Raw genomic sequence first — 23324 nt, 5'->3', positions numbered from 1 at the left:
CTAAAAAATATTCAATGTGGTTAAAAGGTTATTAATGCTTATTGCTTCGCTTATAGATAATCGTTGAAGATTTAATTACCAAGGCTTATTGCTGCTTTCATCAGTTTTAGTACGTTTTTCTGTCTTTTCTAAACCTTGCTGGTCTTCTTGATTCTGTGAAGATTGAGAATCCACATGATCGTTCTGTTTTAGCAAGTTTTCAACTTTATTGCGCTGAGTATTGTCCAACTGAGGCTTAGACGAATCTGACTGCTTTTTATCTTTAGAAGAATTGTTAGAATTATCGTTTTTAAAATGATTGTTATGCTTTTTCGGTTTCTGCTGCTTATTAGTATTGTTTTGATTCTGCTTTAATTTTTCTGTTAACTTTCGTGATAATTCAGCATTTTTGTCAATACTATTTCGAAGTTGAGGAAGCAGTATCATTTCTTGAGATTTAGCATCATCAAATTGCGCATCAGTTTGCTGTTGCTGAGTTAAAAGCACATTCTTGTCGCTATCTATACTCTTGGAAGATTTTATGTTGGAAATAAGGCTATCAGTAGCAGCATTATATGTGTATTGTGCTCTCCAATTTACGATAGCAAAATACGCTACGAATATCGCAATAATCAAGAATAAGAATGTAACAATGCGAATAATTGTGCGACTAGACATGTGCTTCATACTAATTTCCTTGAAGTTATAAACCACGACATTAATTCCCAAATTAAAAGTATCGACGCAAATATTGCAAACGGCCAAATAATTGGTTCAGGTCTCAAACGAGGTTTTGCTGTCTCGTTCATTCTCCATTGGTGTGAAAGAATTGGTTTTGCTTCGTCTCCAAATGTTACGTTTAAAGATGAGTGCATATACTTGCCGCTAAGCTCATCGGCAATATTTCGCAAGTTCTTTTCATCAAGCTTTGAAATTCCAGGATTTCCTGTAGCAGGATCAATAACCCATTGATTAGAGGTATTGTCTTCGCTGTAGTCGTCAAGTTGCAGCTGTGTTTTTTCCAAAGGTATTTTAGCTCCTTTAGATGAGCCTATTCCAATAACAAATGCGTTAGTAATATAAGCTCTGAGCGATGAAAATGTGCGGCGCTTTCGTTGTGTTGTTTCCTCACCATCGCTTAAAACATACAAAACTGTTGTATCATCTGGATGAGCATCATGTATAGCTTTTGCAGTAAGCAAAGTTTGATCTATAGGAGCGTCAAGACTAGTTCCAGTAGCTACGCTAGTTGGCTCAGTTCGTAGAGTATTTATCCAATTGTCAACTGCTCTAGCATCAGGCGTTAATGGGACATCAACAGACGTAGAAGCACCAAAAGAAATAGCAGCAAAACTTGAGTTAGCATAGGATTTTGTTATTTGATGAATAATATTCCTTGCTGCTTCAATACGCTCAATCTTACTATTTTTTGCATAATCAGCGTCTTTTGCTCTCATTGAACCTGTTATGTCTAGAGCAATAATCACATTTGTTGCATTTACTGCTCTTTGCAAAGTTGAACGCATAATACTTGGAGATAGCACGCAAATTATTAGCATTATACATATGCCAATACGTCTTAATCTCATGCAAAAAGTTTCATCACTTGATCCAGGTTTCCTACGTATAGGCACAATTTCAAAAAACATTGCTGCCAACAAAACCAATATTGCAATAATCGCAATAATCCAACCATATGACGGAGAAAAAACCAACTGACCTGCTTGAGAAGTGTCAGAAGCTTCAGTTTTAGCGTGTGCAAACAGTAGGGTAGTAGCAGAAAATAGTGTTGTTGTCATCGCTTCATCCTCTTTGCAATAGCTAGCCAAATCACAACGCTAAACACAGTAAACAAAACCCAAAGACCAGGATCGTCACTAAATGCAGACTGAGCAGCGCCTTGAGGAATTGCTGTATGTCTTTTTTCAATTTCTTTTACTAAATTAATAACAGAATCAGAATTGCGTTGAGAAAGGAAAATTCCACCATGAGATTCAATAAGCTGTTTCATTTCTAACGTAGTGTCATCATTCTCATTCTGTTTTGCGCCAGAATATAATCCGTCGACAGTAATTTTAGCTTGCTTTGTTAAATCTAAAGCTTGCTTTAATGAGTAAGTTTGTTTTCCAGAAACAACATTATCTGTAGCAAGAACAATGGAAGCACTTCTATTAAAACGGCTTTGTATTTTATGGTTATTATGAACAGAACCATAAATAAAACCTGGAAGCATTGCTGCACAACTAACTAAACCGTCTCCAATAAGCGATGTTGCGTTTTTGCGATTTTGAGTTCCTTCAAGCCAGTCAGAAATTTCCTGATATTGGCGTTGTTGTAAACGATTAATACGACTTTGCGATTGAACTCCGCCAAGCAAATTTGCAGCATACTGCAATTGTTTTTTAGCTAGTCGATAATCGTCAGTCAGTGGAAAAACTGTCCTAGATGTGGAGTTAAAAATGCTCAATCCAATGCGTTCACCCTGAAAATGCTCAATAAAATTAAGATACGCTTGAATCACTTCGCGATCATATGGTAGAGCAGAACCTGAAACGTCTAAGCATAAAACAATGTCTCTAGAACTAACTTGCTCGTTCGCATTAAACACTCGTGCTGGCCTGGAAGCAACAGCAAGCGCACTGCACAAAGATACTACCAATGCAGCCGTAGCAAACCTTCTAAACATTCGCCACATATACCATGAATGACTAGTAGTAGTTCCTTGTAGATCATTGTCAAAAGTAAAAGTATAGAATTTTCGCGTAATATTACTAGTTTGACTCTTATACTTCTTTTTTAAAATATTGCTACGAATGGAATCTAAAATTAGTAAGACAGCAAAAATTGATGCAGAAACAACAACGCCTGCAACAAAAAGCAATGGCCATTGCCATCTCCATGGCCATATGTATTCCCAAACATTATTACTCATCAACGTTTGTCCTTCGTTTGCCAGCCTTCAAGCAATACTAAAACCCATTCAGCAGCCTGCTCAACAGTAGTATTTCGCGCTTGCTCGTTTGCTTTGCGATCAGCAAATTCTGGAGGATACAAAGCAGATATTGTTTGGCGTAACATATCAGCACCTTTTTTATTGCGCCATTTCAAACGTAAAGAAGCCAATTCTCCCAAAGTGTGAGTTTGAATATCTTCACCGCTCATCTTCGAAATATAAGATCTAGCAATAGACGCCAATTTTGCACAAGCCTGATCTTTAGTAAGTTCATTGTTATGATACTTCTCAACAATCGCATCAATATCTTTACGCCAAGCTTGTTTGTTTACATTATGAACGTGAACTGCTTCTGTAGAATTGCTACTTTCAGTTAATTTTTTTGGCTTTTTAAAAGAAAAATATAAAACCGCAAAAGCAATAAAGATAACAACAAGCGATGCAGAAAGTAGTATTAAAAAAAGCGTTTCATCATGTAAAGGCTTTTGAATATCTTCCAGGCTCATTCTATTCAACCTCCTTGTTAAATGAGTCAGCAAGATAATTTGTACGGCTCACTTTTTGTGCAGAAATATGGAACACTTCTTCACTTGAAGAACCATGAATTATTGAAGATTGAACACCAAGCAGCATATCGTATAAAGCGTTTATTCTAATATTTCTACGAGCTTCGACTTCATTTTTATTTGATTCTTTTTTCAAAAACACTGGTACTTTACGTAAAGTAATTCCATCAAATATTTGCAAATCAATTGCAGCATCAAAAGGATTAATAGGAGAGACAACAATAACTACAAGCTTATGATTTTGCGTAATTTTACGCAAAGATTCAGAGTTATGAGCTTGTAATGCATACTCATCAGTTATTAAAACTACCAGACCATTATTGTCAATATTTTTTAGTAACGAAGTAAGCAACGCATCAATGTCTCTGGTATTCCTACGAGTATTAAGCAACGTATAATCTAGATTTCGCTCAAAATCAGAAAGATTACTAGCAGAATGAACATTGATAACGTTTTTTCCATCTGCACACAACAAAGAAACAGCATCATGACGTTTTAAACTCAAAGATGCAAAAAAGCATGCAGAGTTAGACGCAACTTCATACAGAGATTCTCCAGAAACACAAGCTCCATTCATATTGATGCTTGTATCTAAAGCAATCCAAGTATGAGAAGACGAAGTACGCTCTCTAGAAGACACCATAGGTTGTCCAGTTCGAGCACTCGCAGACCAATTCATCATGCGAGCTTCATCTCCTGGCTGCCACGCGTGTATGTCAATAACATCACCTGTGCCAAAACGTCTGTGCGAAGGATGGTCTCCCTCTAATAAGCCTAAAGCTTTACGCGCAATAGGCAAATCAATTCGCTGATCCAAAAGCTCAATTTTGCGACGCACGGCTTTAGCAGGTTCAGATAATACTAACCGCTTCGTACGCATCATGGCACAGGAACCGTCTTAACTAATGCATCAATTACTTGATCTGTAGTAATAGAATCAGCTAAAGCTTCAAAAGTTAAAAGTATGCGATGCCTTAACACTTCATGCGCAAACAATTTAATATCTTCAGGTATCACATAATCGCGTCCAGAAAGTAAAGCGTGAGCTTGAGCAATACGAATAAGTGCAATTGATGCACGAGGGCTAGCTCCCATACGAACCAATGAATTAATCGTAGGAAGTGGATGCGTACCTTCACCGCGAGAAGTGGCAACAAGATCAACTACATACTTCATAACTGCTTCAGAAACGTGTATGTGACGCGCTGCAGTACGCATAAAAACAACATCTTGCAAACTTATGCGTTGAGTATTTAGCTTTGAAGGATCAACGACATCCAATCCTCGTTGAGTAAGTAATTGCAGCATACGAACTTCCTCGTCAGGATTAGGGTAAGTCATAACTGCTTTTACCATAAAACGATCCATCTGGGCTTCTGGAAGATTAAATGTTCCTTCTTCCTCAATTGGATTTTGCGTAGCAATAACCATAAATGGTTGAGGCAGAGGAATTCTTTCGCCTCCAATAGTTGTTGCTCCTTCTGCCATAGCTTCAAGCATTGCAGATTGAGTTTTTGCGTTTGAACGATTAATCTCATCCAACAAAATAACATTTGCATGGATAGGACCAATTTGCGTAGTAAAATGTTGGGAAGCAAAATCAAAAACTTGAGTACCAACTAAATCTGCTGGCATTAAATCCGGAGTACACTGCACACGACGGAAACTACCTGACATAGCTGTTGCAAGAGTTTGAGCAGCAGTAGTTTTTGCGAGACCTGGTACTGATTCAATAAGAATGTGTCCGCCTGCAATAAGAGTAAGAATAAGAGACTCTCGTAAAGCGTCTTGACCGACTAAGGTTTGTGCAAAACGTGCGCGCAAAATATTTGCAATTTGTTGGCAACGACGTATGTCATCACTCGAAATAGTTGCAGTGACTTGCGCACTTGTATTAGAAACAGCAGACGGCTGAGGTACAGCTGATCCAATGCCAAGCTTAGAAGCAATTGAAGTTTTATCGGTTAACGGTTTCTTCTGTGGTTGCGGTGGAAATAATGCCATAAGAGACATTTTAACCGATATGCAGTACTGACATGTTCAAAAATGGCATTTTTATTGTCTTTATAAGATAATTTGCAATATTTAAGACAATTAGATTTCTTGAGAATCTAGGGACCAATTAATTGGCGAAACTCCCATATTAATTAAGGCCTGATTAGCTCTTGAAAATGGATGCGATCCAAAGAATCCTCGCATTGCAGAAAGAGGGCTTGGGTGCGCTGATGTAATAAGAGTTGCATTCGTCAGCAAAGGAGCCAAACTTTGCGCATTACGACCCCATAAAATAGCTACAAGCGGCAATGGATTACCATTGCAATCAGTTCTATTGTTTAATGCTCGAATAGCTGCATCGGTTACAGGCTCCCAACCTTTTCCTTGGTGGCTATTTGCCTTACCGGCCTCAACAGTTAAACATCTGTTAAGAAGCATCACACCCTGCCTGGTCCACGGTGTTAGATCTCCACTTTTTGGAGTTTCTACACCTAAATCGTTTACTAATTCTTTATAAATGTTTATGAGACTTTTTGGCAGTGGGCGCACTTTTGCAGCTGTGCAAAAACTTAAGCCTACTGGATGGCCCGGCGTTGGATATGGATCCTGGCCAACAATTAAAACTTTAATGCTTTTTAGTGGAATAGAAAAAGCACGCAAAATGTTGTGGCTAGCAGGAAGAATATGATGTCCGCTTTCTATCTGCTCTCGCAAAAATACTCCCATTGCGCGTATTTGTGGCTCAACTGGCTTTAATGCTTCAGCCCAATCAGGATCCATTAGCTCGTTTAAGGGTTTAATATTTTGAGGATTCATATTGCTACTGTATGTCAAGGCATACCATAAAAGGAAATCAATCAAATTTTCTAAATTTGTGCTTTGTGCTAAGCATTAGATAGTATAGATTCATTATTGTTTAAATGATTTTATAAGGAGTGCAATTATGGCGCGAAATAATCAGAACGTGTCGTATACGCCTGATGCTTTTGATGAGCCACCAGAGGGACCGATTGGAGTTCATCGTGGAAATCCTGCGTGGTATGCCGTAATACTTCCTTATTTTGTTGCATTAATTGTTGCAGCGGTTGTTGGTGTTTTGGTTTGGGCTATCGCTTCTGGCGAAATCTCACATCTTCCGTTGCCTTGGAATCATCAGCAACAATCATCTCAATCAGCATCGCCTTCTAAGACTTCTGAAAACAAAAAGTCGGTTAAAAGCGACGAAGATAAATCTTCTGAAGGCGGAGATGACGACGATAATAAATCTGAAGAAAATAAATCAGATAGGAAAGATGCTGGTGACTCTAAGGATAATTCAGCAAATGATTCTAAGACGCAAACTTCACTAGATAAATCAGTTGCTGTGAAAGTTCTTAACGCAACCAAGATAAGCGGTCATGCTGCTGCTGGAGCAGATAAGTTAAAGCAAGCGGGATACGCAAATGTGACAGCTGGGAATCCAACTGGTAAAGTCCCAGGCGAGTCTGTTGTTTGGTATAAAGACGATTCACAAAAAGCTGCAGCTGAAGATATTGCAAAGACTTTAGGTATTAGTGCTGTCGAAAATGAAAAACAAATCGTTTCTCCGATTGTAGTTGTGCTTTGCAAGTAATATTTTTAGCATAAAAATAACCGGTTAGAATTATTTTCTAACCGGTTTTTATGTATAAACGCCAAAAAAGTTGGCACTCGGGTACATAGAGTGCTAATCTTCAAATTAGCACTCAAGCCTTGAGAGTGATAATAAGCAGCTGACGGCTTATTACTCAAGATTGCAGTGAAAAGTTCATAAATAACGTATGTGGAGGAACTATGGCAAAGATTATTGCCTACCAGGAAGACGCCCGTCAGGGTATGCTCGCCGGTTTGGATAAGCTTGCAGACACTGTTAAAGTTACACTTGGTCCAAAGGGTCGCAACGTTGTATTAGATAAGACTTACGGTGCACCAACTATCACAAATGATGGCGTTTCTATCGCTAAGGAAATCGATCTTGAAGATCCATACGAGCGTATTGGCGCCGAACTTGTTAAGGAAGTAGCTAAGAAGACTGATGATGTTGCAGGCGACGGTACTACAACTGCTACTGTTTTGGCACAGTCTTTGGTGCATGAAGGTTTGAAGAATGTTGTTGCAGGAAGCAACCCAATCGCTCTTCGCCGCGGCATCGAAAAGGCTGCTGAAGCAATCGTCAAGGAATTGCTTGCTTCTGCAAAGGATGTTGAGACCAAGGAACAGATTGCTGCTACTGCTACGATTTCTGCAGCTGATCCTGAAGTTGGCGAAAAGATCGCTGAAGCTTTGGATAAGGTCGGTCAGGATGGTGTTGTCACAGTTGAAGACAACAACAAGTTTGGTCTTGACTTGGACTTCACTGAAGGTATGCGCTTTGATAAGGGCTATATTTCCCCTTACTTCGTCACTAACGCTGACGATCAAACTGCTGTTCTTGAAGATCCATACATTTTGCTCACTTCTGGCAAGGTTTCAAGCCAGCAGGATATCGTCCACATCGCTGAGCTTGTTATGAAGTCTGGCAAGCCATTGCTTATTATTGCTGAAGATGTTGATGGTGAAGCATTGCCAACACTTGTTTTGAACAAGATTCGTGGCACTTTCAACACTGTTGCTGTTAAGGCTCCAGGATTCGGCGATCGTCGTAAGGCTATGCTCCAAGATATGGCTATTTTGACCGGTGCACAGGTTGTTTCTGACGACCTTGGCTTAAAGCTCGATTCTATCGACGCTTCTGTGTTTGGTCACGCAGCTAAGGTTATTGTTTCTAAGGATGAAACAACTATCGTTTCTGGTGCTGGATCTAAGGAAGATGTTGATGCTCGCGTGGCTCAGATTCGCGCAGAAATCGAGAACACTGATTCCGATTACGATCGCGAAAAGCTTCAGGAGCGTCTTGCTAAGCTTGCTGGCGGCGTTGCTGTTATTAAGGTTGGCGCTGCTACTGAAGTTGAAGCTAAGGAGCGTAAGCATCGTATTGAAGATGCAGTTCGTAACGCTAAGGCTGCTATTGAGGAAGGTTTGCTTCCAGGCGGTGGCGTAGCTTTGGTTCAGACTGCTGCAAAGATTGAAAAGTCTCAAGCAATCACAGAGCTTAAGGGTGAAGAAGCGACGGGTGCTGCAATCGTGTTCCGCGCTGTAGAAGCTCCAATCAAGCAGATTGCTCAGAACTCTGGCGTTTCTGGAGATGTTGTGCTCAACAAGGTGCGTGAGCTTCCAGAAGGCGAAGGCTTCAACGCTTCAACCAACACTTACGAAGATTTGATGGCTGCTGGCGTTACTGACCCAGTTAAGGTAACTCGTTCTGCTCTACAGAACGCTGCTTCTATTGCAGGTTTGTTCTTAACCACTGAAGCTGTGGTTGCTAACAAGCCAGAAAAACCAGCTGCAGCACCACAAGCTGGTGCCGACATGGGCTACTAAATTAAAAGTTGTAAAAATTTTATAGCTGAATAGCTCATAGACTGAATAGCTCATAGTAAATGGCGGTATGCTCGCAAATGAAGTATACCGCCATTTATATTTCATTAGATTATTCAGACTATTCAGCCCATTCCAAATAGGGAAGTAGCTTGAGCTTCCGCATCAAGATACACTCCTGACGCATGTTGCATAGCTTGCTGAATTGCTTCTAATGATTGCTCCATTTGTTGTTGCGCCGCTCGCCACTGCTGAGCGGTCGACGCAAATTGTGTAGCCGCCGATCCAGTCCACACGCTCTGCAATTGCTGTAAATTGGTATACATCCCGTTGACTGCATCTCTAATTGCACTAACCGAGGTTCCAACGGCTGCCGCAGCCTGCTGAATTTGCTCTGAATCAACTCGAAATTGTGCCATATTTCCCCTCCATTTGTTTTGCGTCTAAATAAACGCTTTTTTATAAATTATTTTGCGAAACATTCCAAATAAATTAAGCAAAGATTTTTATAATGCTACTTTTACTTGTGTGATGTCACGCTATTATGAATATATGCCATCAAAAAACTACGAAAAAGATTTATGCACCAATGTGGTTAAAAGCTTAGCTTGCACGCGTATTGCAAATTTTAACTACCAGCATTCTCATTCAAAACTATTTTTAGCTAAACGCGTATTGCTTTTATTAATGGCATTTTTATTTAGTTTTTCTTTTATTCTTCCAACTCTTCCAATAAATTCGCTCATATTTTTACCTTTAAATAGAGTAAATACAATTAATGCATATGCTGAAAGCAATGAGCAAAATTCTGGAATAGTTGCAACAGACTCAATAACAGACACAGAAAATTTGCTTGGGGATTCTGTCAGTAAAGTTGCTGACATGATTGAGACAACAAAAAAGCGTACAGGAGTAAATGTTAGGCTCTTATATTTGTCTACTTTTGGAAATACAAAAAATTCATCAAAATGGGCTAGTGATTTGTTGATTAGTACGCTTCCAGCTAAAAATACTGTGCTGCTTGCAGTAGCAACTCATGATGGAAGATTAGTTGTAGCTGTTTCGCCTAATTCCGATGAATGGCTCAAAAATAAAAATACTGTAGACTTGTTATCCGATGCAGCTTATAAGCCATTAGTAAGCACAACTGGAACGCATTGGGATCAATCTGCAATAATGATGATGAAACAAATAATGCGTGCAAAACGTACGTCAACAACTTCTTCTGCAAGTCTTATTTCTACAATTATTATGCTATTAATATTGTTGGCATTATTCTCAATAGTCGCGATTATTCTGTTTAGAAAGAATCGCATACAACGTCAAATACTTGCTGGTGTTAGAAAAGCTCGTAGAAGGCACGCTCGTCACAGGTAGACAAAAATATTCGATAACTTGTTTTATTTTCAGCAATTATTCAGGAAACATTCAGCTTGATAAGTGATGCTAATCAATATGAGTAAGAACGTTGAAGCATCTATTGTCGTGGTCGATGACGAGCCATCAATCCGTGAACTTTTGGTAGCATCTTTGCATTTTGCTGGGTTTGAAGTAGAAACTGCTGCATCCGGCTCAGAAGCTGTTGAAGTAATTGAACGAGTAAATCCAAATCTTATCGTTATGGATGTTATGCTCCCAGATATTGATGGTTTTACTGTTACGAGGCGTATTCGTCAAAATGGAATTAAAGTTCCTGTATTGTTCCTAACTGCAAGAGACGATACACAAGATAAAATTATGGGTCTAACCGTTGGTGGAGATGACTACGTTACAAAGCCATTCAGCTTGGAAGAAGTAGTGGCAAGAATACGAGCAATTCTTCGCAGAACACAAGAACCTGATGAAGAAACTCATATTATAAAAGTTGCGGATCTTGAGATTAACGAGGATTCTCATGACGTAACTCGATGTGGCGTGCCAATCGAACTTAGCCCAACTGAATACAAACTACTTCATTATCTTATGGACAATGAAGGTCGAGTTCTGTCAAAAAGCCAGATTTTGAATCACGTATGGCAGTACGATTGGGGCGGAGACGCAGCAATCGTTGAATCTTATATTTCTTATTTAAGAAAGAAGATTGATGGCATTGAAATTACTGATGATTCAGGAAAACAGCAAAAAGTAGTTCCTCTTATTGAAACTAAACGTGGCATCGGTTATATGATTCGAGAGCCTAAGGCAGGTCAAGCCTGATCATGCAATCTAGTAATAATAACTACAATAACGCTGAATCAACTATTAGCAACAGCACAAATAATAACTCTAAAGATGATTCAGATGTTAGAACTGCTGGAAAAAGTGTTGCGATAGAGCTAAGTGAAAATAACAAAAAAAACAAAAAGCCTCGTAAAACCTGCTGGCTACGTCGTCGCATAAATGCAATACCACTGAGTACGCGTTTAGTTGCATGTACTCTCGCTATTTTAACTGTAGCCGCTTTTTGCATATCACTATCAATTCAGCAGCTCGTAGGAAATTATTTGCTAGAAAAAACTGATGTACAATTAGCAAGTCAAGCGCAATTTGTTTATGACAATGTTGATTCATTGCGCATGAAAAACTCAAATCAATCTTCAGTAGGTCCAAATAATTACTTTATGCAAGTTAGAGATACGCATAATAAAATTATTTCTACTCCATTAATACCAATTAAAGGATCGGTTGTTTCGGTTCCTAAACTTCCTGCAGACGGTTTTGATAGTAAAAAAATTGTTACCCACAAGCCTTACACAGCACCTGCAATCGTCAAGGGGAATACTAATAAAGTCGATGCAATCACTAAAAAGGCTGCAACAGCTCCATGGAGAGTTTTAGTATTAACGTGGGGTCAAAAAAATAGCTATAATTCAGAGTTAAGTGTTAGCGGTTATGTCTATATTGCTTTATCTCTTAGCGATCAAATTGATACCGTTAGCACACTTACTCGTTACTGTATAATGGTGAGTATTGCAGTTATTTTGTTTGGAGCAGTATTTTCAGCAATTATTATTCAATCAGCTTTAAGACCGTTAAAACGAATTGAAAAAACAGCTTCAAAAATTGCTTCTGGAGATTTAAGCAAACGAGTTCCATCTGCTCCTGAAAATACTGAGGTTGGATCTTTAGCAGCTTCTCTTAACTCTATGCTTGCTCGTATTGAAAGAGGATTTAATGAGCAAGAAGATATGACAGAAAAAATGAAGCGATTCGTTTCAGATGCAAGTCATGAATTACGTACTCCATTAGCTGCAATTCATGGATATGCTGAGTTATATACAATGTGGCGCAACATGCCAGGAGAGCAGGAGAGAGCAGATGACTCTATTGCCCACATTAAGGCTTCTAGCGAGAGAATGACTGAACTAGTAGAAGATTTGCTTTCTTTGGCGCGTTTTGATGAGGGTCGTGGAATTAATATTTCACAGCAAGTTAGCTTATCTCCAATACTTTCTGACGCGGCTAATGATCTACATGCTCTTGATCCTGCTAGATCCGTTCAACAAGGCTATTTAACTATTTCGGATGAGTGGAAGCTTATGAGTTGCACAAATTGCGATTTTGAGCGTAAGCTCCAATTCCATGTTGGTACACTTCCAACTGTTACGCTACTCGGTGATGGTGCTAGATTACGCCAAGTAATGACAAATATCGTAGGAAATATTCATAGATACACCCCTGTTGATTCTCCTGTAGAAATTGCAGTAGGAGTTATGAAGGCGTCTATAACTCCAAATGAATTATCTAAATTACCTTCTGTAAAAGAATCACTGAAGGAGTTTTTGGAAGCAGCGGAAGTCAGCCAATCTACTGATACGGGTCATAAGTATGCTGTAATTCGAGTTGTTGACCATGGCCCTGGAGTTCCAGAAGAATCATTGTCTAGAATTTTCGAGCGTTTCTATATTGCTGACCCATCAAGAGCTAGAGAAAAAGGTGGAACTGGCTTGGGTATGGCAATTGCGCAATCTGTAGTAAAAGCACATCATGGTTTTATTTGCGCAACTATATCTTCTCCACTAGAAGCATCGACCAATTCTAAAACTAATCTTGATGACACTATGGATGGGTCTGAGCAAATAGATGTTAAAGCTCATGGCCTAACTCTTACTGTAGTTCTGCCAGTTAATGAAATCGATGAGCCTTCTAAAATTGTTAGCGATTAAAATATTGGCATTAGCAACACTTGCGTAGGTTAAAAAAATTTTATTGCCCGCGTGTATGCGCTACAATGTAATAAGGAAACAAGTAATAACAATATTTGGTACACTATCTATAAACCTATCGCATATGCTGATACTTTATGCCTTGTGCACTTCAGCGTGCGAAATGAGAATTATTTGGAGTGAGGTGTGTTATGCCCAATGGGCGCGTGCGTTGGTACGATACGCAGAAGGGGTACGGCTTTATTGTTGGAGATGATGGTAAGGATGTTTTCTTGCCAGCAGCAGCATTGCCAGTTACTGTAAAAAGTTTACACAAGGGTACACGAGTTGAGTTTTCTGTAATTGAAGGTCGCAAAGGACCACAGGCTATGGGCTTGAATGTTATTGCAACAGCACCATCGCTTGTAAAGGCTACTCGTCCTAAAGCCGAAGATATGGCAGCTATTGTAGAAGATCTTATTAAGCTTCTTGATTCTGCTGGTAATGGTTTGCGTCGACGTCATTACCCATCAACTGCTGAAAGCAAAAAACTTGCTACATTGTTGCGTGCAGTGGCAGATAATTTTGACGTTCAGGAATAGTGTCTGGAATATTATTTATGACTGATGAAGTGATGGATCCACAAGAACTAGCTAGAAGTATAGCTGTGGAAACTTCAGAACGTACTGATGCAGTAGGAGATTTTGTATCTTCTATAGAGCTTGGCAACGGAGTTACAGACTTTCGTTTCGTAAGCAATTTAGTTGGGTATGAAGGCTGGCAGTGGTCAGTTACGTTGTATCATGATGAAGAAACGCAACGTTGGACCGTGAACGAATCAACGCTTGTTCCTACTGAAAATTCTTTGCTTTCACCACCATGGATTCCGTGGAAAGACCGCTTGAAACCAAGTGATCTTTCTGTAATGGACTCTATTGGCACATCTGAAGACGATTCTCGACTAGAAGATGGCTTCCGTCAAGTAAATAATATTGATGATAATAATTCTGAAAAGAATATAGAATCAGCAAATTCAGATGATTATTCTGAGTCTAAAACTGAAGATGACGCTAAAGCTAATACTAGCGAAGAAGATGCAGACACAAACGCAAACGCAGAAAAAGATATTAATCAAAATCAAGAATCTTGCGATGCAAATAATGATTTTGACGAAGATCTTGAAGAAGCTGTTTCAACGCTAAGACTGTCTCGCAGACGAGTAATGACTGCGGAAGCAATTTCGCAAACAGCTAAACGCTGGTACGCAGGTCAACATGGCCCAAAGTCGTTATCTACAAAAATTGCCGATGGCAAAGCATGTTCATCATGCGGATTCCTCATTCCTCTAGCTGGAAGTTTAGGCTCTATGTTTGGCGTATGCGCAAACATGTGGAGCCCAGACGATGGGCGAGTTGTATCGCTTGATCATGCTTGTGGTGAGCATTCTGACATTGAACCACCTGAGCCATCGCAGCTTTGGATTCAATCTGAGCCTGCATACGACGATTATCATATTGACATTTTGCAACAAGCTCCACGAGATGAGCGAGCAGACGTTGAGCTTATTGAGGAAGCAATCGAAGACAGTAAGATGCATCGTCGTAAGCGCAGAAAATTAGATTCAAAATTGCGCAACAAAAGAGAAGTCTCAACAGACAACGATGAACAAAATAATTTATCTGAATCTGATTTAATAGACAATTCAACTATTGGCGAAAAATCATATGAAAATAATGATGACAAAAATCGCGAAATTGAAGTTGAAAATCAAACTGAAAAAATTGAAGAGACTGTAGCTAATGAATCTGAAAAATTTGAAAAATCCCAAAAAGATACAGATTATCCTGATTCTTCAGAAGTAAACTTAGTAGACGAAAATTCTGTTACAGAAGAAATACCGTTAACAGGAAAAGTGGAAGAGTCACAAGAATCTGAAGACACTTCAAAAACTACAGCATTCACATCAATGCGATTATATAAAAGAAAATCTCGCAGACAACATAAGTAATTATGCAAGAAACGAGAATATGAATATTTAGGTTCATCATTCATGATTATTGTGATGCTATGGAATGCTGTACGAATGAATAAATATATACGACGCTTCGCGTCATGGCGACTCGTTACCATGGAATGAAAGAAAAGAACGGAAGGCAGTTATGTTTGAACGGTTCACTGATCGCGCACGACGCGTGATTGTGCTAGCTCAGGAAGAGGCTCGCTCACTTCAGCACAATTATATTGGTACTGAGCATATTTTGCTAGGGCTTATTCGCGAAGGTGAGGGCATTGCCGCGAAAGCGTTAAGCTCAAAAGGCGTAGGCCTAGAAGGCACTCGCAAACAGGTTGAAGAGATGATCGGCAAAGGCACTGTTTCGCCTGCTGGTCATATTCCTTTTACGCCTCACGCTAAGCAAGTGCTTGAACTGAGTTTGCGCGAAGCTCTTCAGCTTGGTCACAGTTATATTGGTACTGAGCATATTTTGCTAGGGCTTATACGCGAAGGCGAAGGTGTGGGCACGCAAGTACTTATAAAGATGGAAGTTGATCTTGGAGACTTGCGAAGCACTACTGTTGATTTAATTCGTGGAGATAATGCTCCTAATGGTAGCGAGAAGGGCGAGTTAGCTAATGCTGGAAGTGTGCAAGATAAGCGAAATCAATCCGGCTCTGCTCTTCTTGATCAATTTGGACGCAATTTAACATTTGAAGCTCAAGAAGGAAAGCTTGATCCTGTTATAGGTCGTTCTGAAGAAATTGAACGCGTTATGGTTGTACTTAGCCGACGCACGAAGAATAATCCTGTGCTTATTGGAGAGCCTGGAGTTGGTAAGACTGCAGTTGTAGAAGGTCTCGCACAGAAAATCGTTGAAGGCGATGTGCCGGAAACGTTAAAAAATAAGCAAGTTTATTCTCTAGACTTAGGTTCAATGATTGCAGGATCTCGCTACCGTGGCGATTTCGAAGAGCGCTTGAAAAAAGTGCTTAAAGAAATTAAAACACGCGGCGATATTGTGCTTTTTATTGATGAGATTCACACTATTGTTGGAGCAGGTTCTGCTGATGGAGCTCTTGGTGCATCCGATATGCTTAAACCAATGCTTGCGCGTGGAGAGCTACAGACAATTGGTGCTACTACTACTGACGAGTATCGCAAGTATATTGAAAAAGATGCTGCTTTGGAGCGTCGTTTCCAGCCGATTCAAGTTCCAGAACCTACAATTGCTGAAACTATCGAGATTCTTAAAGGATTGCGTTCTCGCTACGAAAATCACCATCATGTAACTATTACCGATGGAGCTTTACAGTCTTCTGCTGAGCTTTCTGATCGTTACATTCAAGATCGTCACCTTCCAGATAAGGCTATTGATCTTATTGATGAAGCTGGTGCGCGCTTGCGTATTAAGCGCTTGACTCAGCCGCCTGAGCTCAAAGAATTAAACCATAAGATTGCTAAGATTTCTGAAAAGAAAGATGAAGCAATCAAGCAGCAAGATTTTGAAGAAGCTGCCAATCTTCGCGACGATCAAGAAAAGCTTGAGAATGAAGCTGCAGAGAAGGAAAAGGCTTGGCGCGAAGGCGAGTCTAATGTCAAGATGGTTGTTGATGAAGACATGATTGCTTCCGTTGTTTCAAGCACTACAGGCATTCCTGTAGTAAAGCTTACTCAAGCGGAATCACAGAAGCTTCTTCAAATGGAATCTGAACTTCACAAGCGTATTGTTGGTCAAGATGAAGCTGTGTCTGCTTTAGCTCGCTCGATTCGTCGTGCTCGAGTTGGTTTGAAGGATCCTAAACGTCCTTCTGGATCGTTTATTTTTGCTGGTCCTACTGGAGTTGGTAAAACTGAGCTTGCCAAGGCGCTTGCAAACTTCTTGTTTGATGACGATAATGCCTTAATCAGAGTTGACATGTCAGAGTTTGCAGAAAAGTATGCTGCGTCTAGGCTTTTCGGTGCTCCTCCTGGATATGTTGGATATGAAGAAGGTGGCGAGCTTACTGAAAAAGTTCGCAGAAAGCCATTCTCTGTGGTGCTTTTCGACGAGATTGAAAAAGCTCATCCAGATATTTTCAACACGCTTTTGCAGGTACTCGATGACGGTCACTTAACAGACGGTCAGGGTAGAAAAGTGGACTTCAAGAATACGATTATTATTCTTACCACCAATCTTGGTACTCGCGATATTGCGAAGGCTGCAAACACTGGCTTTACACTTGGAAATAACGCTGATTCCACGTATCAGCGCATGAAAGATCAGGTTAATTCTGAGCTTAAGCGTCATTTCCGTCCAGAGTTCTTAAACCGTTTGGACGACACTATTGTGTTCCGTCAGCTTACGGAGCCAGAAGTTCGTCAAATTGTTGACATGGACGTGAAGTTGCTTAACGACAGGCTGTTTGATCGTCACATGTCTCTAGAAATTACGGATGCCGCTAAGAATTTGCTTGCACAGAAAGGCTTTGATCCTTTGCTTGGTGCACGTCCGTTGCGTCGCGTAATTCAGCGAGATATTGAGGATACTATTTCTGAAAAGATTTTGCTTGGTGAACTTTCTGACGGCGAACACATTAAGGTGGATGCTGAAGGCGAAGGATTGCTGGGGGAGTTCACAATTAAAGGCGAAAAGTTTGAGACAATAGACACAACTGCTGCTGTTGCTACTGAAGAAAATAAATCTGAGGATAATAAGTCTGAAGATAGCGAAAAAGAAGATAGCGCAGCTAAAGAAGATAGCAATAAGAATAAGTAAAGTTACACAATAACTAACTGAATACACTAAAAGCCCGGCGCGTAAACTCGTCGGGCTTTTGTTTGAATAAATTTTATAAAAACGTATAAATTACTTAGCAGTTATGTCAGACGCAGTGCACATTACATTAGCAGAAGTTCCAGTTGCGCTCTTATGAGACACTTCTTTGCCATCAACAGTAATTGAACATTCAACTTTGTAATTGTCTGGCGTTGGATTATCAACGTCTATTTTTGGCGATGCCATGATTGTCCAATCCTTTTGAGCATCCTTGCCAGTAAAGACTTTCTCCCAAACACCATTATTTGTGCTTTCATTGCTGTTAGAACCAGAAACTAATAAGTTAATATCAGTTGGAGCAGTGCCCTTAACTTGAATCTTCATCTCTTTAGCATTCTCATTGGCAATACCTTTTGCCATATTGTCTAGCTTTTTACTTGCTTTATCTAAGCCAGACTTAGCTTTATCTATAGAAGCACTAAAACTTGCTTGCATAGATAAAGTAATTACTATTGAAAGGATACCTAGAACAAGACCAGCGATTACCATTCCATGACCACGCTTGTGTCCTTTTTTACCAGTTGATTTCCAAGAGCATCCAGCAAAAACTATTGCTAGAACTCCCAACACTATGCACAAATTGTTAATAATTGGAACTACAGAAAATACAATGCTAATAATACCCAATACAAGCGCAGATACTCCAAGCCCACTCAAATGCTTGTTATTGTTATCATTATTCACTGGAGGCATTTCCATATTCTCCCCATTCATCTTTCTTCCTTTCTTAATTCGATTTGAAAATTATGCAAAATTAGAGTCAGCCCCAAAATTTGCATACATCACAATAAAGTTTATTCACTTAAAAAAAAAGCAATATTTTTTTCGAACTATGAGGATAAAAGGTTCAGTTACGAGTTTCACAATTCAACTGCGTATTGTTTCAGAAGAATGAATATGCTAGAAGGTCACACAAAACTTGTGACCCTCTGCTAACAGCAATCAACACTTCTTAATATAAATCCTGACTTGTAGAAACTACAGATTTGTTTTTAGTTTTGTGGGTTTGTTTATATTAAATTCATTCCTTAGTCATGTGAATATAGGATTTGAAGAGAATTTCTAGGCGCTCGTCATTATTAGTGCAAGGCTTTGTAGCACCAAAAGCAACATCTACTATTTTATCTAGCTCGTTGTGAGCTTTGCGCAAATCTGGAGGCATGTAGGTCGGTCTAGTTTCTTAACTCTTGGATACTCTGAAACTGTTTGCTTTCGTACTCTGAAACTGTTCCTTCTAAACTCTGAAACTGTTTGCTTTTATACTCTGAAACTATTGCTTTCTGTGTTATATATCCCAACACTCATCACGTCGAGAGTGTTGTATTGATGTCTAGGGCTTAATAGGTGGGTGCATTTTTGCCCTTATGTAGCAGGGGTTTGCGAGGGCTATCGTTAAAAGGTTTAGTGTGTGGCGGCTTTAGGCTGGGTTCTTGCGGTTTTTGAGTGTGTTTTGGCTGTATGAGGGAACATGTCTACGTTCTAGGGTCGAGTGCACAAGATGGATAACGTTAAAAAGTGCACCCACCTTGCACCCAGCTGGTGAAGTGGGGATATACAGTATTACAAGCATAATATAGTAAGAAATAATATGATGTTCTAAATCAAAGTTTCAGAGTACAGAGCAATAGTTTCAGAGTTCAAAAGCAAAGCTTCATTGTATACAACACGTAATGAAGCTAGATTTCAAATTATCATGTGAAGAATCATGGAAGATATTATCTGAAATCATAAAATCATCACCTTCAAACCTTGTATATTTTAAAACCCGCGCGACTAATCAGCTAAATCCGCTAATTTAGGAGACTTAGTAGGCTCATGGTCTTGCAATCTAAAGCTCGAATTAATGCGAGGCTGAGATTATGTGAAATTGCAGGTAAGCCAGTAGGTGATTTACATCCAGTTTGCAATGGTATTAGTGAACTGCGTTTCGCTTTTGGACCAGGATATCGTGTGTATTTTGCACAAAAAGGCTCAAAGTTAATGCTATTACTTGCTGGTGGGGATAAAAGTAGTCAAAGTAAAGATATTAAGCAAGCGAAGATACTTCTTGCACAGTTAATTGAGGAGAAGAAATGGTAAATATAAGTAAATGGGATGCGAGTGAGTATCTTGAGGACGATGATGATGTTATTGCATATCTCAATGCTGCAGCAGAACTTAACGATCCTCGCTTGTTGCAAGCTGCTATAGGTGATATTGCAAAAGCTCGAGGAATGAAAGAGATTGCTCAAAAAGCTGAGGTTGGTAGGGAAAGCCTTTATAAAAGCCTAAGACGAGATGGCAATCCTAGCTTTCAAACTATTGCGAAGGTTGTTCAAGCGTTAGGTGGACGCATTGCAATAGAACCAGCAAATGCGTGACACACACAGTTATCGTGGCAAAAATCGCAAATCTAGCAAAATCTGCCACGATAACGTGCGTCCTGTTTACAGCGTCATGCAACAATTACAATGACTGAATTGTAAGGCGTAAGACTAGAATTACATACATTTTTAATACATTTAGTATATTAAATATATTTAGTTGATATTTGAAACAAAATGGCACTTATAGCAACAGAACAACAATTCCATATACATAAAACATCGTTTTATGATTTTATTGACATCCATATAAATTCAATAGTAGAATTTCTAATGTGTTGTTTAGTTGCACCGTAAAGATGCATGCAACTAGCGCTTTGCTAGTTTCTTTTATCAGTACGGTTGCTGATCATCATGGTTAATTAGGAGAGAAGATAAGATGAAAATTTGTTATAAAATGATAGCTACATGCTTTGCCTGTCTACTGATTGCTAATGGATTAGTAAATGTAGCATATGCCGATAATAATTCTGGCGTTACAACTCAAGAAAGTAGTTTTGTAAAAGTACGAAATTATATAGCATTCCAAGGTGAGCGTTTCAGATTACTAGATACATTCCAAGACCCAAATTCAGCAAAGCAAAACTTTTTATCTAAACATTTTAGTGTTATCAACAAGGCTAAGAAAAGTTATTCATTGCCTGAATTAACTGAAAAAACAGCAACAATTTATAAAAGCATTCTTTCACAAGAGGATGAAAAAAATACATTGAGAACAGACGCGACAGAATCTGTTGAATTTTTAGATTGGTATGAAAATAGATCTGAGAATGATGCAATACTTGCTGAACTTGAAAAAATAAATAAACAAATTTCTAATGGATTTCTATCTAAAGAAGAAGGCATAGAAAACGCTTATCTACTTTTGCCAACATTACCAGAAAATCATAATGATAAACCATATTACGCAGACCGTAGTTTAGGGATTAATGTTTCTGCCGCGAAAAAATATGCTGCAAAATATGCTGTAAAACCTAATCCAAAATACGGTTATAAAAAAAGAGGCTGGTGGATTTGGGAACGCGATGAAGATTGCACAAATTTTGCTTCTCAAATTTTGTACGCCGGTGGCGTATCAATGGATATGTATAATAATCCATCTAAAGGTTGGTGGTGGAAGGCACAGAATGACACTTCTATCTCTTGGGTTAATGCTAATACTTTCAAAAATTATATGGGAAGTGGCTACAATACAAAGCATTGGAAACAGCTTGTTCATTCTGTTGCTGACGGTGATTTTATCGGCGTTGATTATAACCAAGATGGAGAAGTTGATCATATCGGTTTCGTGTATCAAAAAGGTCGCGATGGTTTGAAGATTGCACAACATTCCACGAATTATTTAGCGTGGGATGGTGGATGGCCAAAACATGACGGAAAAGCTATTTATTATAGAGTACGTCGATAAATAGTAAAATTTTGTAACATTTTCATTTAAGAAGAATGTAAATAATGAATTTGCTAAAGAATATTTGTAAACGCAAGTGTGCGTGGTTATTGTTTATTCCACTTGACACTATATGCCTACTTACTCTGGCATATAGATATTTTATTAACACATCGAATGGGTATGTTTTATATGACGGTCTTGCATGGACTAGTGTAGTAAGTCTTGTATTGTTGGTTTGCGTTATTGCATTTTGTCGCGAGCGCAAACGCTGGATAATGTCAATAACACTAGTAGCGCTTTTCGTTATATCTACGCTTATTTGCATGTATGCGCAATCATTAGCAGAGCTATTACAAGTTCCTATGGTAAATTATGCATATTATCCCGGCTCTGAAGTAAATACAGTTCTTATATGCCTGAATTTTTGCGTACATAGTGTATTGGTTATGCTTCTTGCATTTAATAGTTATAAGACTTTCATCGAGAAAGAACAATCAGAAAATAGTGCATCTTGCAATATTGTTCCCGAGGAGAAAAAATTTAAAAATATTCATTCTTTCTGTGCAAAATATTTGTGGATTATTTTAGTAGTGATTGATGCTATAAGTATTGTATTACTTCTTCGATTTTGGTTTACAGGATTGCATGATGCAGTTAATTCAACATTGTATAAGGCAGTACAATTGTCTGGATTTTATGTGCCAATTTGCTTTGCAATTGCTGTGTTATCTTTGCGCAAAGATTCAATGCGATGGAAAGCATTAATACCTATTGTAATTATTATTTTTGATACATTAGGTACATTGCTATGGTCAAGTGATACAGAACTATTGTATGGGTATTCAATCAATCCATACCCTGGACCTCATATTTTCACTCTTGTTACTACGTGGAATTTCTACCTAATCACTTGTACAGCTTTTGCTTTAATGTTGCACAAATATAAGGAAAATGTACGATTAAAATCAGTTGATAGCGTTCAAAATAAAAAAGATTAGATGCTGATTCAATCTGCGCAATAATCGCGATTGTGCCTTGCAATTATTGTGCGGATTGAATTGAAGCCTCTTGGCGAGCAACATCAAGCGCTTTATTGAATGCGTCGCTAGTCCAACTTGCTCCAGCAACAACTGAAATATGCAAATCTTTCAACGGCTTTCCAACTATTTTACCTGGAATAGCGCCAGCAAAAGCATTCATGTGCTTTTTTGAAATCGGCGTAAACGGATGAGGAGTCATTTGCACATCGCTAATATTCCCATTTGCGACGCTTAAGCGCACATCAAAACTATCTTCTGCAACCGGACCATACGTAGCTTTGATTTTGTAATCGCCATCTTTGTAATTGCCAGTATCGGTTTTAGACTGGTTTTTAGAATCCCCAGAATCTTCACTTTGCGCAGAAGACTGAGATTGCTGAGCGCCAGCATCGTACTTCCCTGAAGGATTACCGCCATCATCCGCGCTTTGACCAGAATTGTCAGCGAACTCATCGTTCATAGGAACAGCTTTTGGCTCTCCACAAGCGGACAACATAGCAGATGATGCAGCTATAACAGCAAGCGCAGCAACAGTTTTGCAACTTTTTTGGATTCGACATCCTTCAGGGTGGATGCCCTATATCTAGCGACTGGCTAGGATTTCGACTCCAATTTCCCTTTTTTCAAAGGTAAGATACAGAACAAGAGAATAGTTTGAACTTAGACCA

At 39.1% G+C, this 23324-nt stretch carries 23 protein-coding genes; 12 read left to right on the top strand and 11 right to left on the bottom strand.

The genetic code is table 11. From position 1 onward, the window contains the following. Positions 1-75: 75 nt before the first annotated feature. The 7 genes from HXT32_RS03420 to HXT32_RS03390 all read right to left on the bottom strand — a co-directional run bounded on the left by HXT32_RS03420 (position 76) and on the right by HXT32_RS03390 (position 6309). Positions 76-666, bottom strand: a complete 591-nt coding sequence (locus HXT32_RS03420; RefSeq protein WP_033888760.1) for a DUF6466 family protein — start codon at positions 664-666, stop codon at positions 76-78. Beyond that, a complete protein-coding gene (locus HXT32_RS03415) occupies positions 663-1778 on the bottom strand; it encodes a vWA domain-containing protein (RefSeq protein WP_422118894.1) in 1116 nt (371 codons plus the stop codon). The genes HXT32_RS03420 and HXT32_RS03415 overlap by 4 nt, the downstream gene beginning before the upstream one ends. Beyond that, positions 1775-2911 (bottom strand): vWA domain-containing protein, encoded by a 1137-nt coding sequence (locus HXT32_RS03410; RefSeq protein ID WP_012914131.1) that lies wholly within the window; start codon positions 2909-2911, stop codon positions 1775-1777. Before HXT32_RS03410 ends, HXT32_RS03415 begins: the two co-directional genes overlap by 4 nt. Further along, positions 2911-3438 carry a hypothetical protein gene (locus tag HXT32_RS03405; protein WP_012914132.1) on the bottom strand — a complete coding sequence of 176 codons (528 nt, stop codon included), beginning with the start codon at positions 3436-3438 and terminating at the stop codon, positions 2911-2913. The genes HXT32_RS03410 and HXT32_RS03405 overlap by 1 nt, the downstream gene beginning before the upstream one ends. Before the next feature lies 1 nt (position 3439). Next, positions 3440-4381, bottom strand: coding sequence for a DUF58 domain-containing protein (locus HXT32_RS03400; protein ID WP_012914133.1), 942 nt, complete (start codon positions 4379-4381; stop codon positions 3440-3442). Then, complete coding sequence (locus tag HXT32_RS03395; protein ID WP_041160574.1) at positions 4378-5502, bottom strand: AAA family ATPase; 1125 nt, start codon at positions 5500-5502, stop codon at positions 4378-4380. Before HXT32_RS03395 ends, HXT32_RS03400 begins: the two co-directional genes overlap by 4 nt. A gap of 90 nt (positions 5503-5592) precedes the next feature. Then, entirely contained in the window at positions 5593-6309 is a 717-nt protein-coding gene (locus HXT32_RS03390; protein ID WP_004106746.1) for a uracil-DNA glycosylase, read from the bottom strand. A gap of 127 nt (positions 6310-6436) precedes the next feature. On the opposite strand from HXT32_RS03390, the gene HXT32_RS03385 reads away from it, so the two are divergent. Next, on the top strand, positions 6437-7105 hold the full coding sequence (locus HXT32_RS03385; RefSeq protein ID WP_012914135.1) for a LytR C-terminal domain-containing protein: 669 nt from the start codon (positions 6437-6439) through the stop codon (positions 7103-7105). A 200-nt stretch (positions 7106-7305) separates the two neighbouring features. Continuing rightward, positions 7306-8931, top strand: a complete 1626-nt coding sequence (groL, locus tag HXT32_RS03380) for a chaperonin GroEL (protein WP_102155205.1) — start codon at positions 7306-7308, stop codon at positions 8929-8931. Between the two features lie 122 nt (positions 8932-9053). Here the strand turns inward: groL and HXT32_RS03375 are convergent, their stop codons facing one another. Continuing rightward, on the bottom strand, positions 9054-9347 hold the full coding sequence (locus HXT32_RS03375) for a WXG100 family type VII secretion target (protein ID WP_004111519.1): 294 nt from the start codon (positions 9345-9347) through the stop codon (positions 9054-9056). A gap of 52 nt (positions 9348-9399) precedes the next feature. Between HXT32_RS03375 and HXT32_RS03370 the strand changes: the two genes are divergently transcribed. The 6 genes from HXT32_RS03370 to HXT32_RS03345 all read left to right on the top strand — a co-directional run bounded on the left by HXT32_RS03370 (position 9400) and on the right by HXT32_RS03345 (position 17803). Next, a complete protein-coding gene (locus HXT32_RS03370) occupies positions 9400-10305 on the top strand; it encodes a hypothetical protein (protein ID WP_012914137.1) in 906 nt (301 codons plus the stop codon). A 78-nt stretch (positions 10306-10383) separates the two neighbouring features. Then, on the top strand, positions 10384-11124 hold the full coding sequence (locus HXT32_RS03365) for a response regulator transcription factor (protein ID WP_004111521.1): 741 nt from the start codon (positions 10384-10386) through the stop codon (positions 11122-11124). Positions 11125-11126: 2 nt separating this feature from the next. After that, the gene (locus HXT32_RS03360; RefSeq protein WP_012914138.1) at positions 11127-13073 is read left to right on the top strand and encodes a sensor histidine kinase; all 1947 of its coding nucleotides are present in this window, start codon (positions 11127-11129) and stop codon (positions 13071-13073) included. A gap of 191 nt (positions 13074-13264) precedes the next feature. Further along, the gene (locus HXT32_RS03355) at positions 13265-13654 is read left to right on the top strand and encodes a cold-shock protein (protein ID WP_012914139.1); all 390 of its coding nucleotides are present in this window, start codon (positions 13265-13267) and stop codon (positions 13652-13654) included. Positions 13655-13671: 17 nt separating this feature from the next. Further along, positions 13672-15060: a DUF3027 domain-containing protein gene (locus HXT32_RS03350; RefSeq protein WP_033888762.1), complete on the top strand. Its 1389-nt coding sequence runs from the start codon at positions 13672-13674 to the stop codon at positions 15058-15060. A gap of 151 nt (positions 15061-15211) precedes the next feature. Continuing rightward, positions 15212-17803, top strand: coding sequence for an ATP-dependent Clp protease ATP-binding subunit (locus HXT32_RS03345; protein ID WP_033888763.1), 2592 nt, complete (start codon positions 15212-15214; stop codon positions 17801-17803). 90 nt (positions 17804-17893) lie between these two features. On the opposite strand, the gene HXT32_RS03340 is transcribed toward HXT32_RS03345, so the two are convergent. Further along, positions 17894-18577, bottom strand: a complete 684-nt coding sequence (locus tag HXT32_RS03340; protein WP_004111526.1) for a DUF4190 domain-containing protein — start codon at positions 18575-18577, stop codon at positions 17894-17896. 307 nt (positions 18578-18884) lie between these two features. Continuing rightward, complete coding sequence (locus HXT32_RS03335; RefSeq protein WP_004111528.1) at positions 18885-19025, bottom strand: type IIL restriction-modification enzyme MmeI; 141 nt, start codon at positions 19023-19025, stop codon at positions 18885-18887. Positions 19026-19678: 653 nt separating this feature from the next. On the opposite strand from HXT32_RS03335, the gene HXT32_RS03330 reads away from it, so the two are divergent. The 4 genes from HXT32_RS03330 (at position 19679) to HXT32_RS03315 (ending at position 22614) form a co-directional block, all read left to right on the top strand. Further along, positions 19679-19942, top strand: a complete 264-nt coding sequence (locus HXT32_RS03330) for a type II toxin-antitoxin system RelE/ParE family toxin (protein WP_103014080.1) — start codon at positions 19679-19681, stop codon at positions 19940-19942. Beyond that, entirely contained in the window at positions 19936-20223 is a 288-nt protein-coding gene (locus HXT32_RS03325; RefSeq protein ID WP_004109873.1) for an addiction module antidote protein, read from the top strand. The genes HXT32_RS03330 and HXT32_RS03325 overlap by 7 nt, the downstream gene beginning before the upstream one ends. A 382-nt stretch (positions 20224-20605) precedes the next feature. Then, a complete protein-coding gene (locus HXT32_RS03320) occupies positions 20606-21634 on the top strand; it encodes an amidase domain-containing protein (RefSeq protein ID WP_103014079.1) in 1029 nt (342 codons plus the stop codon). 344 nt (positions 21635-21978) lie between these two features. Next, entirely contained in the window at positions 21979-22614 is a 636-nt protein-coding gene (locus tag HXT32_RS03315) for a hypothetical protein (protein ID WP_146024633.1), read from the top strand. Between the two features lie 43 nt (positions 22615-22657). On the opposite strand, the gene HXT32_RS03310 is transcribed toward HXT32_RS03315, so the two are convergent. After that, on the bottom strand, positions 22658-23230 hold the full coding sequence (locus HXT32_RS03310) for an FMN-binding protein (RefSeq protein ID WP_103014077.1): 573 nt from the start codon (positions 23228-23230) through the stop codon (positions 22658-22660). Positions 23231-23324 lie beyond the last annotated feature (94 nt).

The organism is Gardnerella sp. DNF00747 (assembly GCF_049262675.1).
Classification (GTDB): domain Bacteria; phylum Actinomycetota; class Actinomycetes; order Actinomycetales; family Bifidobacteriaceae; genus Bifidobacterium; species Bifidobacterium swidsinskii.
This window is presented reverse-complemented; position numbering and strand designations above follow the sequence as displayed.